We start from the raw sequence: 25,831 nt of genomic DNA, 5'->3' as shown, positions 1-25,831 counted from the left end.
ACGAAAAGCGCTATATCGGCATGGGATGATTGAGAGTGCCAGCGATCTCGGTCATGACCGCACGGAGAGCCGGAACCGTCTTCATGTCGGAATGAACGACCATCCACACTTCACGCAGAAGGGGAGCATGGTCTGGCAGCGCTGGCATCAGATGCTCCTGCGTCTCAGCCATGAAATCAGGCAACATGGCAATGCCTGCATTCTCGCTTACAAGAGCGAGCTGCATCTCCAATGTATTGGCCCGCAAGGCAATCGGCCGGGCACCGGCCAAGGCAAGTAAGTAAGCTTGCTGCGGAGCGTCCTCCAGACTTTCATCATAGGCGATGAACTGCCATTTATCAGGCGCAGTTTGCGCCAGATACTGTCGGCTCGCATAGGGGCGAAAAGCTTCCTCGCCAAGCCTGCGAATGGTGAGGTCACCGGTTGTCGGACGTGTCAGGCGAATAGCTATATCCGCTTCCCGACGGCTCAGCGAGCTGAAGCGCGCCTCCCCCATCACACACATATGGATACCCGGATATTGCGCCGATACCGCAGCAAGCGGTCTGGCTAGTCTCGCAACCGCGTAGGAGGGCGGCGCTGTGAGTGTAACAGTGGCGCTTATGCCAGTATCCCGGACTGCTCCAAAACGGCTGATAGCTTGCGCTTCGTCTTGCATCTTTCGGGCAATTGCAGCGATCCGCTCACCATCTTCCGTCAGCAGAAAGCGACGTCCCCGACGATCAACCAATTTCAAACTGGTTTCGGTTTCCAAGGCAGCCACGCGTCGCGCAATCGTCGCATGTTCTACATTCAGCAATCGCGCAGCACCCGACAGAGTACCGGTATCGGCCAAAGCCACAAAGTAACGTACGCTTTCCCAATTCACCATTGTGAAATTTTTCCCATAGGTTGCGATCAAAACAGCAATTTTTTCCCGTTTCTCTATCCCCGATACTGCCCCGGATTGCAACGGAGGCTGACTGATGGACTACGAGATCATTCTGAACGCGACCGGTGAAGCAGGGCTGCTTCAGACAGTCCAACACACACCCCGAAGCCCCGGTGCAGGCGAGATACGCATTCGCCACGAGGCAATCGGCGTGAATTTTGTCGACATATACCATCGGACCGGCCTCTATCCGCTGCCGTCCTTTCCGGCTGTACTCGGTGTCGAAGGTGCAGGCGTTGTGGAAGCAGTCGGATCAGATGTAACCGACCTCAAACCGGGTGACAGAGTGGCTTATGCGGGCTTGCCAGTGGGGGCATACGCCTCAACCCGGCTTCTACCGGCCCAAAGAGCATTGCTACTGCCCGACACAATTTCCGCGCAGTCGGCGGCGGCGACGATGCTGCGCGGTCTTACCACCCACATGCTCCTGACCGATACGTTTCCCGTTGGCCCGGATACAATCATGCTTGTGCATGCAGCCGCTGGCGGACTGGGCACCCTGCTAACCCGCTGGGGCAAGACTCTGGGAGCAACGGTAATCGGAACAGTCAGCTCGGAGGACAAGGCCGAAACGGCGCGCGAAAACGGCGCGGATCATGTACTCGTCGGACGCGATTGTGATTTCATCACTGCTACAAGGCGCCTCACGAATGGACTGGGTGTTCACGTCGCCTATGACGGGATCGGTGGAGAAACCGTAGCCAAAACCGCGCAATGCGTGCGCCATCTCGGAACTCTGGCGAGCATCGGTCAAGCTGGTGGAAGAATCTCCGAGGCAGTCATTGATGCACTTGGCAATCAGGCGGACTTTTCTTTCGTCCGGCCAAGTGTGATCGCTTACATCAACGATCTCGACAACTACCGGAACTCCGCTTCCAGGCTTTTCGACATGATGGAAAAAGGCCTCGCCGGAACCGTCGGCACCACCTATGCGCTGACCGAAACAGTGGAAGCCCATCATGCACTGGAGACGGGGAAATCGTCAGGAAGTCTGCTCCTGATCCCCTAGAGCCGGGTATCGAATGCGCTCCCGGTCTCAAAAGGGAAAGGCGTAGTCCACACCGACAAGATAAAGCCCATAGGGCGGGGCAACCTGCCCGCAGGCCTTGCGATCTCTGGCTTCCAAAGCAGACTGCAAATCATCCGCTGTCCAGCGACCCACGCCCACTTCCATCAGGCTGCCTGCGAAGGACCTGACCTGATTGTGCAGGAAGGACCGCGCCGAAACGCGCATTTCTATCATGTCGCCGTTGCGGGTGACATCGAGCCGGTCGAGCGTCTTGATCGGGCTCTTGGCCTGGCATTGCGTGGCGCGGAACGTGGTGAAGTCGTGCTCACCCAGAAGCCGCTTCGCCGCTTCATGCATCGCTCTCGCATCAAGCCGTTTCTGTACCCACCATGCACGCTGATAATCAATCGCCAGAGGCGCACGGCGATTATGGATACGATAGAGATAATGCCGTGCACGTGCGGAAAAACGCGCGTCGAACGTGTCCGTCGTCTTCTCGACATTCAGGATACTGACGCGCTCATCCGCCATGACCAGATGCGCATTGACCGCATCGCGCACCTTGCCTGCATCCCAATCCTTGGTGAGATCGACATGGACAACTTGTGCTGTCGCGTGAACGCCCGCATCGGTGCGGCCCGCAGCGCTTAATGTCAGGTCTTCGCCACAGAACTTCTTGAATGCCAGTTCAATGGCATTCTGCACTGCATGGCCGTTTTCCTGCCGCTGCCAGCCGACATAGGGCGTGCCGTCATATTCGACAGTGAGCTTGTAACGCGGCACCGCCTACAGAACCTTCGTGACCTGTGCACCACGCAGAAACTCCTGCGCAGGCAATGGCTTGCCGCCGGAGCGCTGCAGCGTGACGAGCCGAACCGCACCTTCGCCGCAGGCAACCGTCAGGCGATCATCCAGCACCGAACCCGGCTCGCCCTTGCCCTCACCCAACGTTGAGCGCTGAAGCTTCACGCGCTCGACAGCGCCGTTGATTTCCATTTCGCACCAGGCGCCCGGAAAAGGCGACAGGCCGCGAATGGTGTTGTGCACGTCCTTTGCAGGCTTCGACCAGTCGATGCGTGCCTCGGCCTTGTCGATCTTGGCGGCATAGGTGACACCTTCTTCCGCCTGCGGCTGCAAGGCAAGGCTTTCACGCTCCAGCGCACCCAGCGCACGGATCATCAGGTCGGCGCCGATCATGCTCAGACGATCATGCAGTTCACCAGCTGTCATGTCAGGCGTGATCGCAACCTTTTCAGCCATTGCAACAGGACCGGTATCGAGCCCCGCATCCATCTTCATGACCATCATGCCGGTTTCCGCATCGCCCGCCATGATGGCGCGCTGTATCGGAGCTGCTCCGCGCCAGCGCGGCAGCAGCGAGGCATGGCCGTTATAACAACCGAGACGCGACGCATCCAGAATGGCTTGCGGCAGCAGCAGACCATAAGCCACGACAACCGCGACATCGGCCTCAAGGCTTGCGAAAACGTCCTGCTCTTCCGCACCCTTCAGGCTCTTCGGCGTGAACACCGGAATGCCAAACTGCTCGGCTTTTTCATGCACTGGCGACTTGGTCAGCTCCAGCCCGCGACGACCCGCCGGGCGCGGCGGCTGCGTATAGGCCGCAACAACCTCATAACCGTGACCGATGATGGCGGTGAGGATCGGCACGGAAAATTCCGGCGTCCCCATGAAAACGACACGCATTAAAGCACTTTCCCCGGCGCGCGCTGGCTGGCGAGCTTCTTGAACTTCTTGATGACCATATCGCGCTTCAGCTTGGAAATATGATCGATGAAGAGCACACCGTTCAGATGGTCGATCTCATGCTGCAGGCAGGTGGCCATCAGCCCATCGGCTTCCATCGAATGCGGCTTGCCGTCAGCATCGAAGTAATTGACCTTGATGGCCGCTGGCCGTTCGACCTCGGCATAATAATCCGGGATCGAAAGGCAGCCTTCCTCATAGGTGCTGGCTTCATCCGTCACGCCGATGATCTCGGGATTGATGAAGACATGTGGCGCTTTCGGTTCACCTTCCTTGGCAAGGTCGATGACGAGCATACGGATCGGCTCGCCCACCTGAATGGCGGCAAGACCAATGCCCGGCGCATCATACATGGTGTCGAACATGTCGCCGGCAAATTTGCGGAGCTGGTCGTCAAAGCGCTCCACAGGCTTGGAAACCTGGCGCAGGACGGGATCGGGAAGGATGACAAGCGGTTTTACAGACATGGGCTTTCACGTAATGGCTCGCGTGAGAATCGTCAATTACACTTTGCAAAATGTTCCTGTTTTGATCTCATCAAGGCGACACGAATCAGCTAAGCTCCCTGCATGGAAAACCAGAATCTCTTGAATGAGCCGCTTCTGCAGCTCGGCGCCACGTCTTTCACGCTCGGCAACATCCTGCTCGCGGGTATCGTCGTGCTGGTGCTGTGTCTTGCCATTTTTCTCATCGCGGCGACACGCTCGGCCCGGCTTCGCGCAGTCGCGGAAGCGCAGGCCGAAGATCGTGCCCGCGATGCGGAATATCGCATGGCGGAAATCCTGAAGGCACAGGCTGAGATGCAGGGCCGTATGCAGACCATGGCGGAAGTGTTCGGTTCGCGACAGGCGGAGCTCAACCAGTCGATCCGCGAACGGCTCGACGGCATGACGCATCGCATCGGCCAGACCATGACCGAGCAGACCCGTTCGACGCATGAAAACCTCGCCAAATTGCAGGAACGCCTTGCGGTCATTGACACGGCACAGAACAATATCCAATCGCTCGCCGGACAGGTGGTGCAGTTGCAGGCGATCCTCGCCAACAAGCAGACGCGCGGCGCTTTCGGCCAGTCGCGCATGGAAGCGATCATCGCCGACGGTTTGCCACAAGGCGCCTACGAATTTCAGGCAACGCTTTCCAACAGCACCCGCCCCGATTGCCTTGTGCGGATGCCGAACAATGCGCCCTCTTTGGTGATCGACGCGAAATTCCCGCTCGAAGCCTGGAATTCCATGCGCGAAACGGAACAGCCGGAGGCGCGCAAGGCAGCAGTCGCCCAGTTCCGCCGCGACATGGAAGTGCACATCAAGGATGTCTCCGACAAATATCTGATCCCCGGCGAAACGCAGGATACGGCTTTTCTGTTCGTGCCGTCGGAGTCGATCTTCGCCGATATTCACGAGCATTTCGAAGCCCTGATCCAGCGTGCGCACCGGGCGCGGGTCGTCATCGTCTCGCCGTCGCTGCTGATGCTGTCGATTCAGGTCATCCAGGCAATCCTGAAAGATGCCCGCATGCGCGAGCAGGCGCACGTCATTCAGGGCGAAGTGATCCGGCTGATGGAAGATGTCGGCCGCCTCGATGAGCGCGTGCGCAAGCTGCAGACCCACTTCGTGCAGGCCAACAAGGATATTGACGATATTCTTGTGTCTTCCAGCAAAGTTACCAAGCGCGGCGCGAAGATCGAGGCGCTGGAATTCGGCCCTGCGCCCGCCGAGGAAGCTTCCCGCCCGCAAGCGCGGCAGGCGGAAGGTTCGAACAATCAGCTACGCCTGCGCGTGGTGGATGAGGATTGATCCTGTTTTTCCCTCGTCCTTCGAGACGGTGCTACGCACCTCCTCAGGATGAGGGAAGCGCGTATCCACTCTCGTTCGGAAAGTCCGTGCCCCAATCGCCTGCATGGATGTTTAACCTCGTTGGCGTCGCATCATCGAGCGTACTGCCGTCCTCATCCTGAGGTGCGGAGCGAAGCGTAGCCTCGAAGGATCAGGGGTAAGAGACAGCTCACGAATTAGCTGGCCGGTCCGAATGACCGAGATCACGTTCCGGCCAGACCAGATCGCGCACGCGTTGTTTCAAAACCTTGGCTTCCGGAAAGCCGCCATCGCGCTTGCGTTCCCAGATGGGTTCCTCGCTGCCGTCCGGCATATGAACGCGGATTTCAAACACTCCACCGGTGCCCGGACGCAACGCCACTTCGCCTAAGTCCTGCCCGAAAGTCTGCAACAGCTCCTGCGCCATCCACGCAGCACGCAGCAGCCAGTTGCATTGGGTGCAGTAGCTGATGGAGATTGATGGACGCATGTTCAGAACACCCACATTACTTAGCTCCAGTCACAGTCTTGAAAACCTCAAAAGCTTTGTTGAACCGTTCAATATCGTAAGGGAAATCCGGTGCCTTATTGCAAAACTGGCTCATACATTTTTCCCAAAGCTCAACATAGGATTTGCACTTAGCCCAAGCTCTCTTGGACTCCTGCCCTCGAAGCCGTTGAAAACGGACTTTGATGGCATTCCGGTCATCTGATGGGAAAGTACTCAATTTTTCAACAAACGGATATGTCGCTGCCGGATATTCCAGCGGAACCTGCATGGACGACTTCTTTAGAATGAAGGAATAAGCATCCCGCGCCGCATTTTCCAATTCTGGCAAATGATGGTTCAGCCACTGCAACGCTTCCTGCTCTTTGCTACGGCGACTTTCTTCCTCTTTCTCAATGCTATGAGCTGCTCTTTCCGATCGCTCCATAAAAATTTTCAGTATCGAATGACAAAACTCAATCAACGCTTTCAATAGTCCGAACATACATACTTCCTTATAAAATATTCAAGAAATAACAGAAATAAAACGGGGCGCCGAAGCGCCCCTAAAACAATCGTGTATCAATCATCGCCCATCTTGAGCGCCTGAATAAAGGCCTCCTGCGGGATTTCGACCTTGCCGAACTGGCGCATGCGCTTCTTGCCTTCCTTCTGCTTTTCCAGAAGTTTGCGCTTGCGCGTCACGTCGCCGCCATAGCACTTGGCCGTCACGTCCTTGCGCAGTGCCGAGATCGTCTCGCGCGCCACAATACGACCACCGATGGCCGCCTGGATCGGGATCTTGAACATGTGCTGCGGGATCAGCTCTTTCAGCTTTTCGCACAGCGCGCGGCCCCGCTTTTCCGCCGCCGAGCGGTGGACCAGCATCGAAAGCGCATCGACCGGCTCTTCGTTCACAAGGATCGACATCTTGACCAGATCGCCCTCGCGGTAATCCGAAAGATTGTAGTCGAACGAGGCATAGCCCTTCGAGATCGACTTGAGGCGGTCGTAGAAATCGAACACCACTTCGTTGAGCGGCAGATCATAAGTGATCATGGCGCGCGGGCCGACATAGGTCAGATCGATCTGGATGCCGCGGCGCTCCTGGCAAAGCTTCATGATCGCGCCGAGATAGTCATCCGGCGTCATGATGGTTGCCTTGATCCAGGGCTCTTCAATCGCGTTGATCTTCACGATATCCGGCATATCGGCCGGATTGTGCAGCTCTTTCTGCGATCCGTCCTGCATGTTCAGGCGGTAGACAACCGAAGGCGCGGTCGTGATGAGGTCGAGATTGAACTCGCGCTCAAGGCGCTCCTGAATGATTTCCAGATGCAGAAGACCGAGGAAACCACAGCGGAAGCCGAAGCCGAGCGCAGCAGAGGTTTCCATTTCGAACGAGAACGATGCATCGTTGAGACGCAGCTTGCCCATGGCAGCGCGCAGATCTTCAAAATCCGCCGCATCGACCGGGAACAGGCCGCAGAACACGACCGGCTGTGCGGGCTTGAAGCCGGACAGCATCTTGCTCGTCGGGCGGCGATCTTCAGTGATTGTGTCGCCGACGCGGGTGTCCGCCACTTCCTTGATCGAAGCGGTGATGAAGCCAAGCTCGCCGGGACCGAGTTCGTCCACCTGAACCATCTTCGGCGTGAACACGCCGGTGCGTTCCACCGGATATTTCGCGCCCGTGCCCATCATGCGGATGGTCTGGCCCTTTTTTAGAACGCCATCAATGATGCGCACCAGAACGATAACGCCGAGATAGCTGTCATACCAGCTATCGACCAGCATGGCCTTGAGCGGCGCATTGCGATCACCTTCCTTCGGCGCGGGAAGCTGGGTGACGATGGCTTCCAGCACGTCTTCAATGCCGATGCCGGTCTTGGCCGAAATATGCACGGCCTGCGCCGCATCAATGCCGATCACTTCCTCGATCTGCTGCTTGACGCGCTCAGGCTCGGCAGCGGGCAGGTCGATCTTGTTCAGCACGACCACGATTTCATGATTGTTGTCGATGGCCTGATAGACATTGGCCAGCGTCTGCGCTTCCACGCCCTGAGAGGCGTCCACCACCAGCAGCGAACCTTCGCACGCGGCCAGCGAGCGCGAGACTTCATAGGCGAAGTCGACGTGTCCGGGCGTGTCGATCAGGTTCAGCACATAATCTTCGCCGTTCTTCGCCTTGTAGGTGAGACGGACGGTCTGCGCCTTGATGGTGATGCCGCGCTCGCGCTCGATATCCATCGAGTCGAGAACCTGATCCTTCATCTCGCGCGTGTCCAGCCCGCCGGTCAACTGAATGAGGCGGTCGGCCAGCGTCGATTTGCCGTGGTCGATATGGGCGACGATCGAAAAATTGCGAATATGGTCAAGTGGTGTGCTCATGCGCGCGATTTAACAGCAAGAAGCGGAATCTCAAAGCGGTTTTCGGATAAGATCATGCCGAAACCAAAAAACGAACATGGGAAAAACAGCCGCTAGCGTACTCGTGACAAGAAGTCCCCTTTGCCTTGTGGCCAAAAGGCGATAAATCACCGGCAATATAGATGCATCGTGGCCGCTCATTGCAAGCGGCACAACTGGCTTTCATGCAGGAGTTTAGGATGAAGACCGAACCGAACGAAGTCCACAACAGGCCGAAACTGGTCACCGTTTTCGGCGGCTCCGGCTTTGTCGGGCGCGCGGTCGTCGCAAGTCTTACCAAGCGCGGCTATCGCGTGCGCGTTGCCGTGCGCAAGCCGGAAGTTGCCTATTACATGGCTCCGCTCGGCAATGTCGGCCAGATCCAGATGGTGCAGGCCAATGTCCGCAACCGCGCTTCGGTCGAACATGTCGTCAAGGGCTCCGACCATGTCGTGAACCTCGTCGGCATTCTCGCCGAAAGCGGTCGCCAGCGCTTCAATACCGTTCAGGTGCTGGGCGCGAAAAACATCGCCGAAGCCGCCAAGGCCGCAGGCATCCGCATGACGCATGTGTCCTCGCTTGCTGCCGACGTCAATTCGCCATCGGATTATGCACGCACCAAGGGCGAAGGCGAAAACGCCGTTCTTTCCGTTCTGCCGGAAAGCGTCATCCTGCGCCCCTCGATCATTTTTGGCCCCGAAGACCGCTTCTTCAACCGCTTCGCCAACATGGCGCGCTTCTCGCCGTTCCTGCCGGCTATCGGCGGCGGCGAAACGAAGCTCCAGCCGGTCTATGTCGGTGATGTTGCGGAAGCCGTTGCCCGCGCCGTCGATGGCAAGCTGATGCCGGGTGGCATCTATGAACTCGGCGGCCCGGATGTGCAGCCGTTCAAGAACTGGATGAAGGACATGCTCGGCGTGATCGCCCGCAAGCGCCTCATCATTTCCATGCCCTGGTGGGTTGCCCGTTTGCAGGCAGCGATCCTCGGCCTGCTGCCGAACCCGATGCTCACCAACGATCAGGTGACGCTGTTGAAATTCGACAATGTCGTTTCCGAAAAGGCTATCAAGGAAGGCCGCACGCTGGAAGGCATGGGCATCACGCCGGAAGGCGTCGACGCCGTGCTGCCATCCTATCTGTGGCGCTACCGCGTTGCCGGCCAATACACCAAGACCGGCTTTGCGTGACTATCGCCAAGCTATAATTATCGCTGAATAAAAAAGCGCCACCAATCAATAATTGGTGGCGCTTCTTTTTTATATAGAAGCATGCACCTTATATTTAAATGATAGTACTCTGCAATCTATTGGTATTTCCAAACTGAAAGATTAGGCGCAATCTCGCTTCATGAATGAAGGGAGATTTGACGATCAAGTAAAATTATCAAGTTTTATTTCTTATTATTCAATTTTTTTGGAATTTAATATTGGAGAAATAATCATGAATAGTACGATTATGAAGATCGCTCTTGCATCTGCTTTACTTGCAGGAAGCATCCAGGCCAGTTCTGCCTGCATGTTGCAGACACCGCTGCCAGCATATTGTCACGTCAAATGCGTTATAGACACTTGGGGTCAAGGTTTCTGGCCCTTTGAAAAATGCTATATCGGCGCACCTGCCCCTAATCCAAATGCACATTGAAAAAAGCAGGGCGCAGTGTTTCTGCGCCCTGTCATCCTTGTTCATCCCCATACAAGCAATGCTGCCAGGCCCACCGATCCGACGATCAGGCGCCACCAGGCAAACAGCTTGAAGCCATGGCGGGACACGTAGTCGAGCAGATAGCGCACGACGAAAACGCCCGAGATGAAGGCCATCACGAAGCCGACGCCGATCAGCGCGGCATCGTTGAACGAGAGCATATCCCGGCTCTTGTAAAGGTCGTAGGCAAATGCGCCTGCCATGGTCGGCATGGCGAGGAAGAACGAAAACTCTGCCGCCGAGCGCTTGTCGGCCCCCAGCAGCAGCGAGCCGACAATAGTGGAGCCGGAGCGCGACACGCCGGGTATCATGGCCAGGCACTGGATGAAGCCGATGGCAAGGCACATGGGCAGCGGATAATCCATCACATCGTGATAGCGCGGACGCAGATTGAGCTGATCCACCCAGAGCAGAATGAAACCGCCGATGATCAGCATGATGCAGACCAGCATCGGCGTTTCAAACAGCACGCTCTTGATGAAGCCATGCGCCAGCGCACCGATAAAGGCGGCGGGGAGGAAGGCAACCAGAATGCCGAAGACGAAACGCCGCGTGCGGGCATCGCGGGGGAAATCGGTCAGGATTTTCAGAAGTTTTGCCGAATAGACGGTCAGGATGGCCAGAATGGCACCGAGCTGGATCAGTACCTCGAAAGTCTTTCCTGTGGATTCAAAACCGAGAAAATGGCCTATCAGCAGCAAATGCCCGGTGGACGAAACCGGGATAAACTCGGTCAACCCTTCGATGAGACCGAGAAACGCGGCTTCCAGCAGATTAAAAATATCCATGAAGTCAGTACCTTAGAATGGTTGGCACGATGATGGCATCTGAACCGGCTCGCATTAGCGGCTGTGGCGACTAAAACGGGCACTTCCAGCGATTGCTTGTCTCACGCAGACATAGCCCTTATAGACTTTATATTCCGTTGAGGCGGCGTCGAATCGCTCGGTAGCAGGAATAGCCTGCTGCATGAGCAAACGCCAGCCGCCGTGCTATCTCCGGACGTTCAATTCAAGCTTCAGTCGAGAGTATCGCGTCGATCATGCTTACGCTTTTTCATCATCCCATGTCTTCGGGTTCGCGCTATGTGCGGCTCATCCTCGGCGAGTATGGCGTTGAAGCAGAGTTGATCGAGGAACGACCGTGGTCGCGCCGCAAGGAATTTCTGGCATTGAACCCGGCGGGCACCCTGCCTGTTCTTCTGGCTGAAAACGACCTTCCGGTCGTCGGCGCGACGGTGATTGCCGAATACCTGGACGAAACGCGTGGCGCCTTGAAACGCAGCCGCCGACTTTTGCCGGAAAGCCCGATGGAGCGCGCCGAAGTGCGCCGCCTCGTTGACTGGTTCCTGCTGAAATTCGAAAATGAAGTGACCCGTCACATCGCCCGCGAACGTGTGTTCAAATTGCAAATGGCCGCCGAAATGGGCGGCAGCGCGCCGGATTCGACCGCTATCCGTGCCGCCCGCACCAATATCCGCCAGCACATGAAATATATCGACTGGCTGGCCGCAACCCGCGACTGGCTTGGCGGTGCGCATCCAAGCTATGCCGACATGGCTGCTGCAGCATGCATTTCCGTGCTGGACTATCTCGGCGAAATCGAATGGGGCGAGACCAAAGCGGCGCGTGACTGGTATGCACGCATGAAATCGCGCCCGGCTTTCCGCCCATTGCTTTCTGACCGCGTGCGCGGCCTTGCCCCGGTGGCCCATTATGGCGACCTCGACTTCTAGTTTGAAGACAGACAAGCTGAAGCGCTTCCTGATTGAAGAGGCGAAGGCGGTTGGTTTCGATGCCGTCGCCTTCACAACGCCGGATGCAATTCCGCAAGCGCCTGAACGGTTGCGCCAATATATTGCCGATGGCCACCATGCCGACATGGAATGGATGGAGGAAACCGAGGCGCGCCGCAGCGATCCAAGCGTGCTGTGGCCGGAAGTCCGCTCCATCATGATGCTGGCGATGAATTACGGGCCGGATGCCAATCCGCTTGCCATTCTGGAAAAGCGGGACCGCGCGGCAATCTCGGTCTATGCACAAAACCGCGACTATCATGACATCATCAAGGGCAAGCTCAAGCACGTGGCGAGCCGTTTTGCCGCGCGCGCCGGACAGGACGTCAAGGTTTTCGTCGACACCGCACCCGTTATGGAAAAGCCGCTGGCTGAGGCCGCAGGGCTCGGCTGGCAGGGCAAGCACACCAATCTGGTGAGCCGCGAGCTTGGCTCGTGGCTGTTCCTCGGCTCCATCTTCACAACGGCGGAAATTCCGCCAGACGCGCCTGAACGCGACCATTGCGGCTCCTGCCGCGCCTGTCTCGATGCTTGTCCGACCAAGGCTTTCCCCTCGCCTTATCGCATCGACGCAAGGCGCTGCATTTCCTATCTCACCATCGAGAACAAGGGGCCGATCCCGCACGAATTCCGTAAAGTCATGGGCAACCGCATCTATGGCTGCGACGATTGCCTTTCCGTCTGCCCTTGGAACAAGTTTGCGCAAGCGACCAGCGAAATGAAGCTGAAAGCCCGCGAGGACCTGAAAGCGCCGCGTCTGGCCGATCTGCTGATACTGGATGATCCCGCGTTCCGCACGCTCTTTTCCGGCTCCCCGGTGAAGCGCATCGGGCGTGACCGCTTCCTCCGCAATGTGCTGATCGCCGCCGGTAATTCCGGTGATGAAGCTCTTCTGCCAGATGTCGAACGACTGCTGGAAGACGAAGCGCCGGTCGTGCGCGGCGCGGCTATATGGGCCTTGAAGCAATTGGCCAATCCCGACCGTGTGGCTGAAATGCAGAAACGTCTGGCCTCATCTGAAGAGGATGCTACGGTACGGACAGAGTGGAATACGGAGATAGTCTGATATGCGCGTTTTTCTGTTCGGAGCCGGTTATTCTGCCCAGGCCTTTGCTCAAAGGATGACAGGTGAGGCGGAACGCATCGACGGGACAACGCGGCACGAGCAGAAATTCCCGTTCCTGGAAAAGGCAGGCATAAAGCCGATGCTCTTTGACGGTGAAACGCCCTCGCCCGATCTTCTGGACCGGCTTGCCCAATCGACCCATGTGGTTGTTTCAATCTCTCCCGGCGAAAGCGGCGATCCGGCGGTCGCCGTTGTTGAAGAAGCGCTTCGCCGTCCCGACAATACCATTCGCTGGATCGGCTATCTGTCGACGGTCGGCGTCTATGGCGACCATCAGGGCCAATGGGTGGATGAGACTGCTCCCTGCAAGCCTGCATCCCGACGCAGTCTGGAGCGCGTTGAAGCCGAAGAGGCATGGGGACAATTGAGCGAACGGCACGGAACGCCGCTCGCAATCTCGCGCCTTTCCGGCATTTACGGGCCGGGCCGCAATGCCTTCGTCAATCTTGAGCGCGGCACTGCAAGACGCATCATCAAGGACAATCAGGTCTTCAACCGTATCCATGTCGATGACATTGCCGGTAGCCTGCGCTTTCTGGCGGGAACCAACACGGGCGGCATCTTCAATATCACCGACAATGAACCAAGCCCGCCGCAGGATGTCGTCACCTACGCAGCCGAACTGATGGGCGTGACGCCGCCGCCGGAAGTCCCCTTCGCGGAAGCCGACATGACGCCGATGGCGCGTTCCTTCTATGGCGAGAACAAGCGTGTCTCCAACCAGCATATCAGGGATCTCGGCTACGAATTCGTCTATCCGGACTACAAAGCGGCCTTCTCGGCCATGTGGCGCGACGATAGCTGGCGCTGAAGTCGCGCCAATGCTAAAAGCAGGTCTGCAATCGAACCGGGACAACACAGAATGAGTAGCACCGAACTCGCAACCAGATAAGCCGCAACAGCCTTTCCGACCTGTTGCGGCATCTGCCCCGGACCAATTCCCCTTAAAGCGCATCCCGAAAAGCGTGTGACGGTTTTCGGATGAGACGCGCGTTTTAAAGAAGGCAGATCGCCGCCCGAATTCTTTCTCGAGCGGATACTTCGTCATGCCTTTTGATAACAAACAAACTCCACGCTGGAGTTATTCCCTGCCATTTGCGCTCGCGTTGATGGCTCCCTTCGACATTCTCGCCTCGCTGGCCATGGACATCTACCTGCCGGTCGTACCGTCCATGCCCGCGATCCTGCAAACGACACCCGCCATGGTGCAGCTAACGCTCAGCCTCTACATGGTGATGCTGGGTGTCGGGCAGCTTCTTTTCGGCCCGTTGTCCGACCGTTTCGGACGCAGGCCCATCCTGCTTGGCGGTGGACTGGTGTTCGCCCTTTCGTCCTTCGCTCTGGCGATTACCGACAATGCCACCGTTTTCGTGTTGCTTCGTTTCGTACAGGCAACGGGTGCCTCGGCAGCACTTGTCGCCACTTTCGCAACGGTCCGCGACGTCTATGCGAAGCGTCCCGAAGGCGCGACGATCTACGGCCTTTTCAGTGCCATGCTTTCCTTCGTCCCTGCGCTTGGGCCGATTGCAGGCGCCCTGATTGCAAAAGGTTTCGGATGGCGGACAATCTTCGCATTGCTTGGCGTTTTCAGTCTTGTCGCAACATGGCGCGCCTTGCGCCACTGGCACGAGACACGACCGACCGGCAGCGCGCCAGGCACAGGCGGTCTGGGGCGGATCATGAAGGATTTTCCCTTCTGGACCTATACGCTCGGTTTTGCGACGGCGATGGGCACGTTCTTCGTGTTCTTTTCCACCGCACCGCGCATTCTGATCGAACGCGGCGGCTTCCGGGAAACCGGCTTCAGTCTCGCCTTCGCAAGCGTTGCCATCGTCATGATCGCCGCCACGCGCATCCTGCCACGCCATACGCAGAAATGGGGTGCCCGTAAAAGCGTGGCTCTTGGCATGGCCGTGCTCCTTGCCAGCGCGCTCCTGCTTCTGGCCGGTGAGAAACTACTACAACCATCGTTCACAAGCCTCATCGTCCCGATGTGGCTTGCTGCTGTCGGGATTGTTTTCACCGCATCGATGACGGCAAATGGAGCGCTTGCAGCCTTTGATGACAATGCAGGCATGGCGGTCGCAGTCTATTTCTGCATTCAAAGCCTGATCGTCAGTCTCGCAGGAACCGCACTGGTCATTTTCCTGCCGGGCGATACTGCCTGGCCATTGATCGCTTTCTGCACATTCATGCCATTGCTGGTTCTGGCCATGCTCGTGAGGCTACGAAAGAACTGAGGGAAATGGCGGCCGGCAGCACAAACTGTCGACCGCCATTGAAGCCCTGCCGTTGACACAGCATAATGCCCGCAATTCGGTTGCCTTGATTCGCAGCCGCAGCCCCTAGAGCGCCGTGCGTCCAAATGGACGCTACACAAGGACGCTCTAACCGATAGAAACTACGCATCGTACTTTCCGAAAATCGTGATCGATTTTCGGGCCGATGCTGTAGGCAAAACATGGAATTGCCCCATGATCGCAAACAGATTGAAGAAGATCGTTCTCGCAGCCTCGCTGACAGCTATGATCGCGCCCGATTTCGTGCCAATGGCCATGGCAGAAGACATGCCCGCCAAACAGGCATTCGGTGGCGAAGCACTTCCCGTGCTGGCACAGCAGCCGCAATCCATCGGCTTTTATGCCAAGGGATGCCTCGCCGGTGCTGTGGCACTGCCGACGGACGGACCCAACTGGCAAGTCATGCGCCTTTCGCGCAACCGTCGCTGGGGCCATCCGCGCATGATCGGCCTTCTGGAAAAACTGTCCCGCGACGCGGCAAAGGATGGCTGGCCCGGCCTGCTCGTCGGTGACATCTCGCAGCCGCGTGGCGGCCCGATGCTGACCGGCCACGCCTCGCATCAGGTCGGCCTCGATGCCGACATCTGGCTGACGCCCATGCCGAAAAAACGGTTTAGCGACGCCGAACGCGAAAGCGTATCAGCCGTTTCGATGCTGAAACCGGATTCGCTTTACGTGGACCCGAAGAAATGGACCCCTGCCCGCACGGCTCTCATCAGACATGCCGCAAGCTATCCGGAAGTCGAGCGCATCTTCGTGCATCCGGGCATCAAGAAGCAGCTTTGCGACACAGTGACAGGTGATAGAAGCTGGCTCGGCAAGGTTCGCCCCTATTGGGGTCACTTCTACCATTTCCATGTGCGCCTGACCTGCCAGCCCGGTTCGCCCCAATGCAAGCCGCAGCCGAAAGTGGCTGCTGGCGACGGTTGTGACAAGTCGCTTGCCTGGTGGTTCACCGACGAGCCATGGAAGCCTGCAAAGCCTTCAAAGGAACCACCGAAAAAACCGCGCCCGGTGATGGTGTCCGATCTGCCCAAGGCTTGCGCTGCCGTCCTCAACGGTCCTGCGCCAAATTCGGTCGCAGATGTCACCTACGGCGTGCAGTAGAGGCTTTTAGCGCTTTTCAGGTCTTTGGCACTTCGCTATAGGTTTAAAACGATTTAGAATGCCGGAGCGGTTCCTGTTTGAACAGAACCGCTGGAACCGCTCCGGCTCTTTGTTTCATCGCATTTCCTCACGCAAAACCGTTACACACTTTTGCTGGAAATGCTCTAATGACAAGGTTATCAACTCGTAAGGTTGCTCATTCATGACGGAACGCCTGCGCATCGCATTGATCGCCCATGACCAGAAGAAGGATGACATGGTCGCCTTCGCAAAAGCGCATGAGCAGGCGTTGGCCCGCTATGACATCGTGGCGACGGGCACGACCGGCGGTCTCATTCTGGATGCCTGCCCTTCACTCAGCATTCAGCGTGTGAAAAGCGGGCCACTCGGCGGAGACCAGCAGATCGGCGCAATGATCGCGGAAGGCACGGTGGAAGTGCTCATCTTCTTCATCGACCCGCTGTCCCCGCTTCCGCACGATGTCGATGTGAAGGCGCTGACACGCCTCGGCAGCGTCTATGATATTCCAATGGCGCTCAATCGCGCGACAGCGGAAAAGCTGATCAAGGCGCTTGATTAGAGCGCATCCCGAAAAGTGTGAAACGGTTTTCGGAAATGATGCGCGTAAAAACAAATGATTAGAGCGCCGATCTGATCCAATCAGATCGAAACGCGCTCTAATCCTGCACAAGACAGGCTCGCCCGCGGAAGACCACTGCGGGCGGAAGACATAACCAGGGAGAGGACATGCTGGCGACTACAGCATGTCTCCCAAAAATGGGAACCGGTTTTGGACAAAGACATGCATGAAAACAAAGAGATAGAGTGGGCCGAACAGAGTTTCCGGTTTCCGGTACTCGTCGGCGATATCGGCGGCACCAATGCCCGCTTTGCTATCCTGGTGGATTCCAATGCCGAGCCGAAGGAGTTTCCTGTTCTCCAGACGGCAGATTATGCAACCATCGATGAGGCAATACAGAACGCCATTCTCGATCACACTTCGATCCGGCCGCGCTCTGCGATTCTCGCTGTGGCCGGTCCCGTCGACGGTGACGAGATCGACCTCACCAATTGCGACTGGGTCGTGCGCCCGAAGAAGATGATCGCCGATCTCGGCTTCGAGGATGTGACCGTACTGAACGATTTCGAGGCGCAGGCACTCGCCGTTGTGTCTCTCGGCAGCGATCATCTGGAGCAGATCGGCGGCAAGCCGGAAGAAGTGATTGCCACCCGCGTCGTGCTTGGGCCGGGCACGGGGCTTGGCGTGGCCGGTCTTGTGCGCACACGCCATGCATGGGTGCCGGTGCCGGGCGAAGGCGGCCATATCGATATCGGTCCGCGTAGCGAACGCGACTATCAGGTCTTCCCGCATATCGAACGCATCGAGGGCCGCGTTGCAGGCGAACAGATCCTTTGCGGGCGCGGCCTGCGCAATCTCTATCTCGCCATATGCGCCGCCGACAAGGTGACACCAACGCTGGAGACACCCGCCGATATCACCTCAGCCGGGCTCGACAGAAGCAATGCGCAGGCGGAAGAAACCCTGCATCTGTTCGTCACCTATCTCGGACGCCTTGCGGGCGATCTGGCGCTGATCTTCATGGCTCATGGCGGCGTCTATCTTTCGGGTGGCATTCCGCAGCGCATCCTTTCCGCACTAAAGGCAGGCGCTTTCCGTGAAGCCTTCGAAGACAAGGCCCCGCACAAGGCCATCATGCGTGACATTCCTGTCCGCGTGATCACGCACCAGCTTGCAGCCCTTTCCGGGCTTTCCGCCTTCGCACAGGCCCCTGCCCGTTTCGAAGTCTCGACCGAAGGGCGCCGCTGGTGCATTGGAGCATGATTCCGAAAAGTGGGAACCCGTTTTCGGGTAAAATCATGCTCAAACAAAAATTTAGAGCGGGATGATGGTTCAGCTTAAAAACATCCCGCTCTGACCAACAAAGCTTGAGGATGGTCAAGCCGCACGGATAACGTTATAGAAACGCTGCACTGAAATTGCCGACGGCTTTTGCAGTGCAGCGTTTCCGTATGGGAAGTCGTATTTTTCAACGATAGCCGCCGGGCCTGCCGGAGGGCTAAGAGACAAAAAGCGCTTTTGCACGTGAGTCTATTCAAGAAGAAAAACAAGAAGATCGATACGGGCGAAGCCACCCGCGTAATCCGGCGCATGATGTCGGAAAACATCCGCGAATATAAGAAGAACTACATTATCGCCATCCTCGCATCGCTCATCGTCGGCGGATCGAATGGCGCGCTGGCCTATCTGATGAAGCCGATGATCGACAAGATCTTCTACGAGCAGAATCTCGGTCTGGTCTGGGTCATTTGCGGCACATTGCTGGTCATCTTCATACTGCGCGGCTTCTCCGGCTACATACAGGCTGTCGAACTTGCCAAGATCGGCAACAATCTGGTCGCGCGCTATCAGAAGCGCATTTTCGACCATCTGATGAAGCTCGGTCTCGATTTTTACAACGATACGCGTTCAGGTCATCTGGCGGCGCAGATCAACCAGAATGTTTCCGGCATTCGCGACCTTCTCAACATGACAATTTCGTCGATCGCGCGCGACCTCATTTCGCTTATCGGTCTCGTCGGCACGATGTTCTATATGGACCCTATACTGTCCGTTGCGATTTTCCTCATCGGACCGCCCCTCATTCTGGCCGTTGCCTATATTTCGCGTCGCATTCGCTCCGTCACCCGCGATCTCGTGCATCTCAACTCCCATCTGCTGGGTGCGATGCAGGAATCGATTCAGGGCATTGCCATCGTCAAAGCCTTTACGATGGAAGATCAGTTGCGCGCCAAGATCGGCAAGCTCATCGACCAGTCTGAAGGCCGCAGCAACAAGATCGCCAAGGTCTCCGAACGCACGACGCCCATTTCAGAAATGCTGGCCGGTTTCGCCGTGGCGGGCGTGCTGGCCTATAGCGGCTATCGCGCAATTCTCGAACAACAGCCCCCCGGCGCAACCTTTGCCTTCATCACCGCAATGCTGCTGGCCTACGATCCGGCTCGCCGCCTCGCCCGCCTTCAGGTCGGTCTGGAAAAGGCGCTCGTCAATGCACGCATGATCTATGAGGTGCTGGATATAGAGCCGCGCCAGCGCGATCTTCCAAGCGCAGTGGAGCTGAAAGCGGGTCCCGGGGAAATCCGCTTCGAGGACATTTACTTCTCCTATAACGAGACCGCTCCGGTCCTGCATGGCGTCAGCTTCGTCGCCAAGGCGGGCGAAACCACCGCCGTGGTTGGCGCTTCGGGCGCAGGCAAGTCGACACTCATCAATCTCGTCCAGCGCTTCTACGATCTCGACAGCGGCAGGATACTGTTCGACGGACAGGATATTGCGCATGTCAAGAAGCGCTCGCTGCGCCATGGCATCGCCTATGTTTCGCAACAGCCCTATCTGTTTGAGGGCACCATTGCCGACAATATCCGCTATGGCCGCCCGGATGCGACGGACGAGGAAATCATCGAGGCGGCCAAGCTCGCCCATGCGCATGAGTTTATCCTGCAGCAGCCACAGGGCTACGATACACCGGTCGGCGAAAATGGTGTGACACTCTCCGGCGGCCAGCGACAGCGCGTTTCCATCGCCCGCGCCATCGTGCGCAATGCGCCGGTTCTCCTGCTCGACGAGGCGACTTCCGCGCTCGACAACGAATCGGAAAAGCGGGTCCAGCAGGCGCTGGAAGGCATCATGCAGAACCGCACCACAATCGTGATTGCGCATCGCCTTTCCACGGTGGTCAATGCGGATCGCATCGTGGTGATGGAAGCCGGTCGCGTGGTGGAAGAAGGCCGTCACGACGATCTGATCGCCATCCAGAACGGCGTCTATGCGCGCTTCTATCAATTGCAGAGCGGTAATGGCGATATCATCACCGAACAGACGGCTGAAGAATTGCGGACAGGAGAACCCGGATGAGCGGAGAAACGCAGAACAGCGAAATGGGCCTCGTCGTCGTCGGCGCTGGCGGGCGCATGGGACAGACCTTGATCCGCACTATCCAGACCATCGAAGGTGCGAAACTGGTCGGTGCTATCGAACGCTCCAGCTCTCCCCTTCTGGGCAGGGATGCGGGCGAAGTCACCGGTATCGGCCCGCTCGGCGTAACAATCACCGACGATCCGTTGCCGGTCTTTGCCAAGGCGCAGGGCGTCCTCGATTTCACGAGCCCTGCGGCAAGCGTGGAATTTGCAGGCCTTGCTGCGCAGGCGCGCATCGTGCATGTCATCGGTACGACGGGTTGCTCGGCTGAAGACGAAGAGAAAATCCGCGCCGCCGCCCGCCACGCAACCATCGTCAAGTCCGGCAATATGAGTCTCGGCGTCAATCTTCTGTCCGTTCTTGTACAGAAGGCGGCACAAGCTCTCGATCCAGCAGATTTCGACATCGAAATTCTTGAGATGCATCACAAGCACAAGGTCGATGCCCCCTCCGGCACCGCGCTGCTTCTCGGCGAAGCAGCGGCCAGGGGACGCGATATCGCACTGGCGGAAAACAGCGTTCGCGTGCGCGACGGCTATACCGGCCCACGCGAAACCGGCTCCATCGGCTTTGCAACGTTGCGCGGCGGTTCGGTCATCGGCGATCACTCGGTGATTCTTGCCGGTCCCGGTGAACGCGTCGTTCTCTCCCATCATGCCGAAGACCGTTCGATCTTCGCGCGCGGCGCCATCAAGGCCGCACTCTGGGCCTATGGCAAAAAGCCCGGTCTCTATTCCATGCTCGACGTTCTCGGGCTGAATGACTGATTATCTTTATTAACGGAGCGTTGCATATGTCTCGTACTCTCGTCCTGGTCCGTCACGGTCAAAGCGAATGGAACCTCAAGAACCTTTTCACCGGATGGCGCGATCCGGGCCTGACCGAACAGGGCCATGCCGAAGCCAAGGCCGCTGGCCAGCGCCTGAAGGCTGCTGGTCTCAAGTTCGACATCGCCTACACGTCCGCGCTGTCGCGTGCGCAGGTAACCTGCCAGCACATTCTTGATGAACTCGGCCAGTCTGATCTCCAGACGATCCGCGATCAGGCCCTGAACGAACGCGACTATGGCGATCTGTCCGGCCTCAACAAGGATGATGCCCGCGTCAAATGGGGTGAGGAACAGGTCCATATCTGGCGCCGTTCCTACGACGTCCCGCCTCCCGGTGGCGAAAGCCTGAAGGACACCGGCGCGCGCGTATGGCCATATTATCTGCACACGGTGCAGCCGCACGTGCTGCGCGGCGAGACGGTTCTGGTTGCCGCCCACGGCAATTCGCTGCGCGCGCTCATCATGGCGCTCGACGGCCTGACGCCTGAACAGATTCTCAAGCAGGAACTCAACACCGGCGTTCCGGTCGTTTACCGGCTCAATGCTGATTCGACAGTCGCTTCGAAGGAAATCCTCGAAGCTTAATAGCTGTCTGGCTGTGAATTTATCGGGCGCATCATCGCGCCCGTCCCTCTTTTCAACGCGAAAAAAGCATTGGCTGAAAAAAAGCTGGCTGAATGTCGAAAACGCGATTGACAGAGGCAGGTCGACCCCTTAGATGGGTCCTCGTCGCCCAGATGGCGGAATTGGTAGACGCACCAGCTTCAGGTGCTGGCGCTCGCAAGGGCGTGGAGGTTCGAGTCCTCTTCTGGGCACCATTCCTAAGTCTTCGAACCACTACCAAGGTTCAGAAGCATCCCAAAAAGCCCGCGCAAGCGGGCTTTTTTGCTTTCTGGCGGATTGTTCCGGCTGAACCGGCCTCCGAGCTGATTTTCCCTTTCGGAGGCTTCCCGCTTTTCCTGCCCCTGTTGCAACGGGTCGTCGTTCCGCGCATTCTCGTCATACGGAAATCGGAGGCGAGATGAGCCATGCAACAACCGGATTATGATCGGGACTTTGGCGAAATCATCCGCTGGCTGAAGCAGGAAGGCCTGATTCTGCAGACAGACCTCGAAGGCAATACGGAGCTTTCCACCCGCGCTGAGCGCATCGACCGCAAAAGGCGCAAGGCGGCAGAAATTCCTCCTGACAGCCCGCGACTATCCTGATCCGCTCCCAGCCTGTAAGCTGGAGCATGTCTCCCGAAAGTGGGAACCGGTTTCGAGATAAAGACATGCGTGAAAATAGATAGAGCGGTTCCAGCGGCTCTGTTTTTACCAGAACCGCTCTACGCCCCGCGTGGCGGGCTTTTCTGGGAGGAAAATCATGCGACGGATCATTGTTGGAACGTTTCTGAGCCTCGACGGCGTAATGCAGGCGCCGGGTGGACCGGAAGAGGATCGTACCGGCCAATTCGAATATGGCGGCTGGACAGTGCCCTATTGGGACGATGTGATTGCCGGAGCCATGGGCGAAAGCTTTTCCAAGCCGTTCGACCTGCTTTTGGGCAGGCGCACCTATGATATTTTTGCTGCCCACTGGCCGCATCAGGTGACAGACCCGAACGATCCCGGTTTCGTGCCTGGTGAAGGCGAGATCGCCAAAATGTTCAACGAAGTGACGAAATATGTCGCGACGCACAGGCCGGAAAGCCTGAACTGGCAGAACAGTGAACTGCTGGGCGATGATATCATCACCTCATTGAGAGCCATCAAGGCCACCGAGGGCCCTGACCTGTCAGTCTCGGGCAGCAGCGAACTGGTTCATCAATTGCTTGCCAGCGATCTGGTCGACGAATTGCAGCTGTTGATCTATCCGGTCGTCCTTGGCAGGGGTAAGCGACTGTTCGACGGGCAATCCATGCCATCGGCCTTCAAGCTGGTCAGTTCCACCACATCGCCCAGCGGCGTCATCATTGCCAATTATCAGCGTTCAGACGAACTCAAGACCGGTTCTTTCGCGATGGACCACCCTTCAGAAGAAGAAATCGAGCGACGCAAGAACCTTTCCTGATTTCAGCCAGGCTTCCGAACCATTGGAACAGAGTGCCCGGCTTCTCCGGCAAGGCTTTGTCAACAGCCCTATGAATTGTGCCTATTGCGCTGATCTCGCAATTGGCGGCACAATCCCGCGTCCTTAATTCATTTGCTTACAATTATAATGACGGGGAGCCAATATGCGCCGAAGAGGCTTGCTGGAGTTTGAAGGGAACAGAACGCTTTACGGCCTGTTTCTGTTCTGCGCGGTCTGCGCCATTGCAGGCAGTCTCATGAGCTATAGTGGCGAGGATTCCGCGGGGCGCTGGCTGCACTATCTGACCAAGCCGACGGCGACCTTGCTGCTGCTCGCCGCCGTGCTTTGCGCCGGGCGCCCCAAATCGAAATCCTATGGCTTTGCAGTCGCCTTTGGCCTGGCTTTCGCTGCACTCGGCGACTTATTCCTGATGCTGCCCGGCGATTATTTCATGGCAGGCCTGATCTGCTTTCTCATCACCCATTGCGCCTATATCTATGCGCTTTGCCGCAAAACACGCTTTGCAGCGCATAAGGGCGTCTTCATCCTTTTCGCCATCGCAGCCTTTGCAATCATAGCGGGCCTCTGGTCATCGCTGCCGACGCCCCTGAAAATCCCGGTCGTCATCTACGCTGCCGCGCTTTGCATTATGGCGGCGCAGGCGATGAGCCGCGCGCTCGGCACCGAGCCGGAAACGCCGCAACGTTATGCCGCCTGGCTTGCCGCAGCAGGCGGCCTCTTCTTCATGGCAAGCGACACGCTGCTTGCCTATGGACGGTTCAGCCTCGACATTCCGCTGAACGGCCTCTGGGTGCTTGCAACCTATTATGCCGCGCAATTCCTCTTTGCCCGCTCGACCGAGGATTTTGCCTATGGCGACTGAAGAACAGGCCTTGCAGCTCTCATTCGAGCGCCTGCGTCACGCATGGCTTGAAGACCGCCCTGCCTATGAACAGCGTCTGGACGACCTTAAGCGCCTGCGCGAGCGGCTCGAGGCAAGGCTGGATGAAATGGCGAAGGCCATCAGCGCGGATTTCGGCAACCGCTCGCTGCACGAAACATTACTCGGTGAGGTCAGTGTCGTCTTTGCCGAAATCGACGATGCCCTGCATAATCTCAAACGCTGGATGAAGCCGAAGCGCCGCAAGGCGGGCTGGAAAATGTGGCCGGCCAAGGCCGAAATCCGCTATGTTCCGCTGGGCGTGGTGGGGATCATCGCGCCGTGGAACTACCCGGTCAATCTTGCGCTGGCGCCGCTTGTCGCGACAATCGCAGCCGGAAACCACGTCTTCCTGAAACCGTCCGAACATACACCGCGCACTGCGGATTTCCTGCAAAGCCTGCTTTTGGAAGTGTTCTCGGAATACCGTGTCGCGGTGGCGCTCGGCGATGCATCGCTTTCCGCGCAATTCGCGTCGCTGCCATTCGACCACCTCTTTTTCACCGGCTCCACTGCCGTCGGGCGCAAGATCATGGCTGCTGCTGCACCGAACCTGACCCCGATCACACTCGAGCTTGGCGGCAAGTCGCCCGCCATTGTCAGTGAAAACGCCAATCTCAAACGCGCCGCCCGAGCAATCGCCACTGGCAAATTCTTCAATGCAGGGCAAACCTGCATCGCACCGGACTATGTTCTGATTCATCACAGCAAGCGCGACGAATTCATCAACCTTCTGCGTGCCGAAATGCAGGCGCGTTACGGCGGCGCATCAGCGGAAAAAGACCGCACTACAATCATCAACGATGCTCAGGAAGCGCGACTGTCCAAACTGCTGGCCGATGCCGCAAACGGGAGCGAGGCCGTCATTGAGCTTCCGGCTGGCTCCAATCAGTCGCGATCAATGGCCCCCGCACTTGTGCTGGAACCTGCCCCCGACAATGCGATCATGCAGGAGGAGATTTTCGGCCCGCTTCTGCCAATCGTCAGCTATCGCCTGCTCGACGATGCGATCGGTTTTGTTCTGAAACTTGATCGTCCGCTGGCCCTTTACTGTTTCAGCGACAACACGGCAGAGATTGAAATGATGCTCAGCCGCATCGTGGCTGGCGGCGTCTGCGTCAATGATACGCTCTACCATTTCGCCTGCAGCAACCTGCCCTTCGGCGGCGTGGGTGCAAGCGGCATGGGCCAATATCATGGACATGACGGTTTTCTGACCTTTTCAAAGGCAATGCCGGTCCTGACCAAATATGCGCCTGCGCCAAGCGATCTCATCAAGCCCCCCTATACCGGCATCACCGACCGACTGATCCGTTTCATTGCGCGATAAATCAGGGAACGGCACGAGCGGGTATCGCGTTACATCAGAGGCCATTGTGACGCGCATCTAATCCGAAAACTGTTTCACACTTTTCGGATTAGATGCGCTCCAGAGTTCGCCCAATTGTGTAGGGAATTGCTATTCAAACAGATGTACAATCCGACTATATTGAGGGGAAGAGAGTTTATCTCGCTGGCGGATGCTATAGTCTTTCGGAACCGAATACCTGACAGGTGAAAAACG

Annotated in this window: 26 protein-coding genes and 1 tRNA gene; 19 read left to right on the top strand and 8 right to left on the bottom strand. The window is 57.5% G+C overall.

Translation table 11 applies throughout. The features are described 5' to 3' along the window. Positions 1–10: 10 nt before the first annotated feature. A complete protein-coding gene (locus F9K91_RS19980; protein WP_151678567.1) occupies positions 11–871 on the bottom strand; it encodes a LysR family transcriptional regulator in 861 nt (286 codons plus the stop codon). 94 nt (positions 872–965) lie between these two features. Here F9K91_RS19980 and F9K91_RS19975 point away from each other — a divergent pair, with 94 nt between their 5' ends. Further along, entirely contained in the window at positions 966–1,940 is a 975-nt protein-coding gene (locus F9K91_RS19975) for a quinone oxidoreductase family protein (protein WP_151678566.1), read from the top strand. 27 nt (positions 1,941–1,967) lie between these two features. Here F9K91_RS19975 and truA read toward each other — a convergent pair whose 3' ends face one another. The 3 genes from truA to def are packed head-to-tail and all read right to left on the bottom strand — an operon-like array spanning position 1,968 to position 4,174. Then, positions 1,968–2,723 (bottom strand): tRNA pseudouridine(38-40) synthase TruA, encoded by a 756-nt coding sequence (gene truA, locus F9K91_RS19970; RefSeq protein ID WP_151557663.1) that lies wholly within the window; start codon positions 2,721–2,723, stop codon positions 1,968–1,970. A gap of 3 nt (positions 2,724–2,726) precedes the next feature. Beyond that, positions 2,727–3,647, bottom strand: a complete 921-nt coding sequence (gene fmt, locus F9K91_RS19965) for a methionyl-tRNA formyltransferase (protein ID WP_151678565.1) — start codon at positions 3,645–3,647, stop codon at positions 2,727–2,729. Next, a complete protein-coding gene (def, locus tag F9K91_RS19960; protein ID WP_061345593.1) occupies positions 3,647–4,174 on the bottom strand; it encodes a peptide deformylase in 528 nt (175 codons plus the stop codon). The genes fmt and def overlap by 1 nt, the downstream gene beginning before the upstream one ends. 102 nt (positions 4,175–4,276) lie before the next feature. Between def and F9K91_RS19955 the strand changes: the two genes are divergently transcribed. Then, positions 4,277–5,506, top strand: a complete 1,230-nt coding sequence (locus tag F9K91_RS19955) for a DNA recombination protein RmuC (RefSeq protein WP_151653466.1) — start codon at positions 4,277–4,279, stop codon at positions 5,504–5,506. Between the two features lie 208 nt (positions 5,507–5,714). Here F9K91_RS19955 and F9K91_RS19950 read toward each other — a convergent pair whose 3' ends face one another. From F9K91_RS19950 to lepA, 3 genes are all read right to left on the bottom strand, one after another. Next, positions 5,715–6,014, bottom strand: a complete 300-nt coding sequence (locus tag F9K91_RS19950; protein WP_412842184.1) for an Rdx family protein — start codon at positions 6,012–6,014, stop codon at positions 5,715–5,717. A gap of 16 nt (positions 6,015–6,030) precedes the next feature. Further along, positions 6,031–6,516 carry a hypothetical protein gene (locus F9K91_RS19945; protein ID WP_151678564.1) on the bottom strand — a complete coding sequence of 162 codons (486 nt, stop codon included), beginning with the start codon at positions 6,514–6,516 and terminating at the stop codon, positions 6,031–6,033. 77 nt (positions 6,517–6,593) lie between these two features. Next, positions 6,594–8,402 (bottom strand): translation elongation factor 4, encoded by a 1,809-nt coding sequence (gene lepA, locus F9K91_RS19940; RefSeq protein ID WP_151557653.1) that lies wholly within the window; start codon positions 8,400–8,402, stop codon positions 6,594–6,596. 218 nt (positions 8,403–8,620) lie between these two features. Here lepA and F9K91_RS19935 point away from each other — a divergent pair, with 218 nt between their 5' ends. Together F9K91_RS19935 and F9K91_RS19930 are read left to right on the top strand one after the other, a co-directional pair. Further along, complete coding sequence (locus F9K91_RS19935) at positions 8,621–9,607, top strand: complex I NDUFA9 subunit family protein (protein WP_061345589.1); 987 nt, start codon at positions 8,621–8,623, stop codon at positions 9,605–9,607. 160 nt (positions 9,608–9,767) lie between these two features. Next, positions 9,768–10,061 carry a hypothetical protein gene (locus F9K91_RS19930; RefSeq protein WP_151678563.1) on the top strand — a complete coding sequence of 98 codons (294 nt, stop codon included), beginning with the start codon at positions 9,768–9,770 and terminating at the stop codon, positions 10,059–10,061. 41 nt (positions 10,062–10,102) lie between these two features. Here the strand turns inward: F9K91_RS19930 and F9K91_RS19925 are convergent, their stop codons facing one another. Continuing rightward, positions 10,103–10,909, bottom strand: a complete 807-nt coding sequence (locus F9K91_RS19925; protein ID WP_151678562.1) for an undecaprenyl-diphosphate phosphatase — start codon at positions 10,907–10,909, stop codon at positions 10,103–10,105. A 254-nt stretch (positions 10,910–11,163) separates the two neighbouring features. Here F9K91_RS19925 and F9K91_RS19920 point away from each other — a divergent pair, with 254 nt between their 5' ends. The 15 genes from F9K91_RS19920 (at position 11,164) to F9K91_RS19850 (ending at position 25,597) form a co-directional block, all read left to right on the top strand. Then, complete coding sequence (locus tag F9K91_RS19920) at positions 11,164–11,856, top strand: glutathione S-transferase family protein (protein WP_010659404.1); 693 nt, start codon at positions 11,164–11,166, stop codon at positions 11,854–11,856. Then, positions 11,837–12,982 carry a tRNA epoxyqueuosine(34) reductase QueG gene (gene queG / locus F9K91_RS19915; protein WP_151678561.1) on the top strand — a complete coding sequence of 382 codons (1,146 nt, stop codon included), beginning with the start codon at positions 11,837–11,839 and terminating at the stop codon, positions 12,980–12,982. The genes F9K91_RS19920 and queG overlap by 20 nt, the downstream gene beginning before the upstream one ends. A 1-nt stretch (position 12,983) precedes the next feature. Next, positions 12,984–13,853, top strand: coding sequence for an SDR family oxidoreductase (locus F9K91_RS19910; protein WP_151678560.1), 870 nt, complete (start codon positions 12,984–12,986; stop codon positions 13,851–13,853). A 235-nt stretch (positions 13,854–14,088) separates the two neighbouring features. Continuing rightward, the gene (gene cml / locus F9K91_RS19905) at positions 14,089–15,282 is read left to right on the top strand and encodes a CmlA/FloR family chloramphenicol efflux MFS transporter (protein WP_151678559.1); all 1,194 of its coding nucleotides are present in this window, start codon (positions 14,089–14,091) and stop codon (positions 15,280–15,282) included. A 234-nt stretch (positions 15,283–15,516) separates the two neighbouring features. After that, a complete protein-coding gene (gene mepA, locus F9K91_RS19900; protein WP_061345583.1) occupies positions 15,517–16,449 on the top strand; it encodes a penicillin-insensitive murein endopeptidase in 933 nt (310 codons plus the stop codon). 202 nt (positions 16,450–16,651) lie between these two features. Continuing rightward, entirely contained in the window at positions 16,652–17,029 is a 378-nt protein-coding gene (locus tag F9K91_RS19895) for a methylglyoxal synthase (protein WP_061345582.1), read from the top strand. A 222-nt stretch (positions 17,030–17,251) separates the two neighbouring features. Then, positions 17,252–18,292 (top strand): glucokinase, encoded by a 1,041-nt coding sequence (locus tag F9K91_RS19890; RefSeq protein WP_151678558.1) that lies wholly within the window; start codon positions 17,252–17,254, stop codon positions 18,290–18,292. A gap of 261 nt (positions 18,293–18,553) precedes the next feature. Next, positions 18,554–20,383, top strand: a complete 1,830-nt coding sequence (locus F9K91_RS19885) for an ABC transporter ATP-binding protein (protein ID WP_151557634.1) — start codon at positions 18,554–18,556, stop codon at positions 20,381–20,383. Then, positions 20,380–21,213 carry a 4-hydroxy-tetrahydrodipicolinate reductase gene (gene dapB / locus F9K91_RS19880; protein WP_151678557.1) on the top strand — a complete coding sequence of 278 codons (834 nt, stop codon included), beginning with the start codon at positions 20,380–20,382 and terminating at the stop codon, positions 21,211–21,213. The genes F9K91_RS19885 and dapB overlap by 4 nt, the downstream gene beginning before the upstream one ends. A gap of 26 nt (positions 21,214–21,239) precedes the next feature. Then, a complete protein-coding gene (locus tag F9K91_RS19875) occupies positions 21,240–21,860 on the top strand; it encodes a 2,3-bisphosphoglycerate-dependent phosphoglycerate mutase (RefSeq protein ID WP_061345579.1) in 621 nt (206 codons plus the stop codon). A gap of 146 nt (positions 21,861–22,006) precedes the next feature. Then, a tRNA-Leu gene (locus F9K91_RS19870) sits at positions 22,007–22,093 on the top strand. A 210-nt stretch (positions 22,094–22,303) separates the two neighbouring features. Further along, positions 22,304–22,483: a hypothetical protein gene (locus tag F9K91_RS19865; RefSeq protein WP_109988666.1), complete on the top strand. Its 180-nt coding sequence runs from the start codon at positions 22,304–22,306 to the stop codon at positions 22,481–22,483. Positions 22,484–22,640: 157 nt separating this feature from the next. Further along, positions 22,641–23,327: a dihydrofolate reductase family protein gene (locus F9K91_RS19860; RefSeq protein WP_151678556.1), complete on the top strand. Its 687-nt coding sequence runs from the start codon at positions 22,641–22,643 to the stop codon at positions 23,325–23,327. A gap of 163 nt (positions 23,328–23,490) precedes the next feature. Next, complete coding sequence (locus F9K91_RS19855; protein WP_151678555.1) at positions 23,491–24,210, top strand: lysoplasmalogenase; 720 nt, start codon at positions 23,491–23,493, stop codon at positions 24,208–24,210. Beyond that, positions 24,200–25,597 (top strand): coniferyl aldehyde dehydrogenase, encoded by a 1,398-nt coding sequence (locus tag F9K91_RS19850; RefSeq protein WP_151678554.1) that lies wholly within the window; start codon positions 24,200–24,202, stop codon positions 25,595–25,597. The genes F9K91_RS19855 and F9K91_RS19850 overlap by 11 nt, the downstream gene beginning before the upstream one ends. The last annotated feature ends 234 nt before the right edge of the window (positions 25,598–25,831 follow it).

This window comes from Brucella tritici (genome assembly GCF_008932295.1).
Classification (GTDB): Bacteria; Pseudomonadota; Alphaproteobacteria; order Rhizobiales; family Rhizobiaceae; genus Brucella; species Brucella tritici.
Note: the sequence above shows the minus strand (reverse complement) of the source record. Positions and strands in the feature narration are given on the sequence as shown.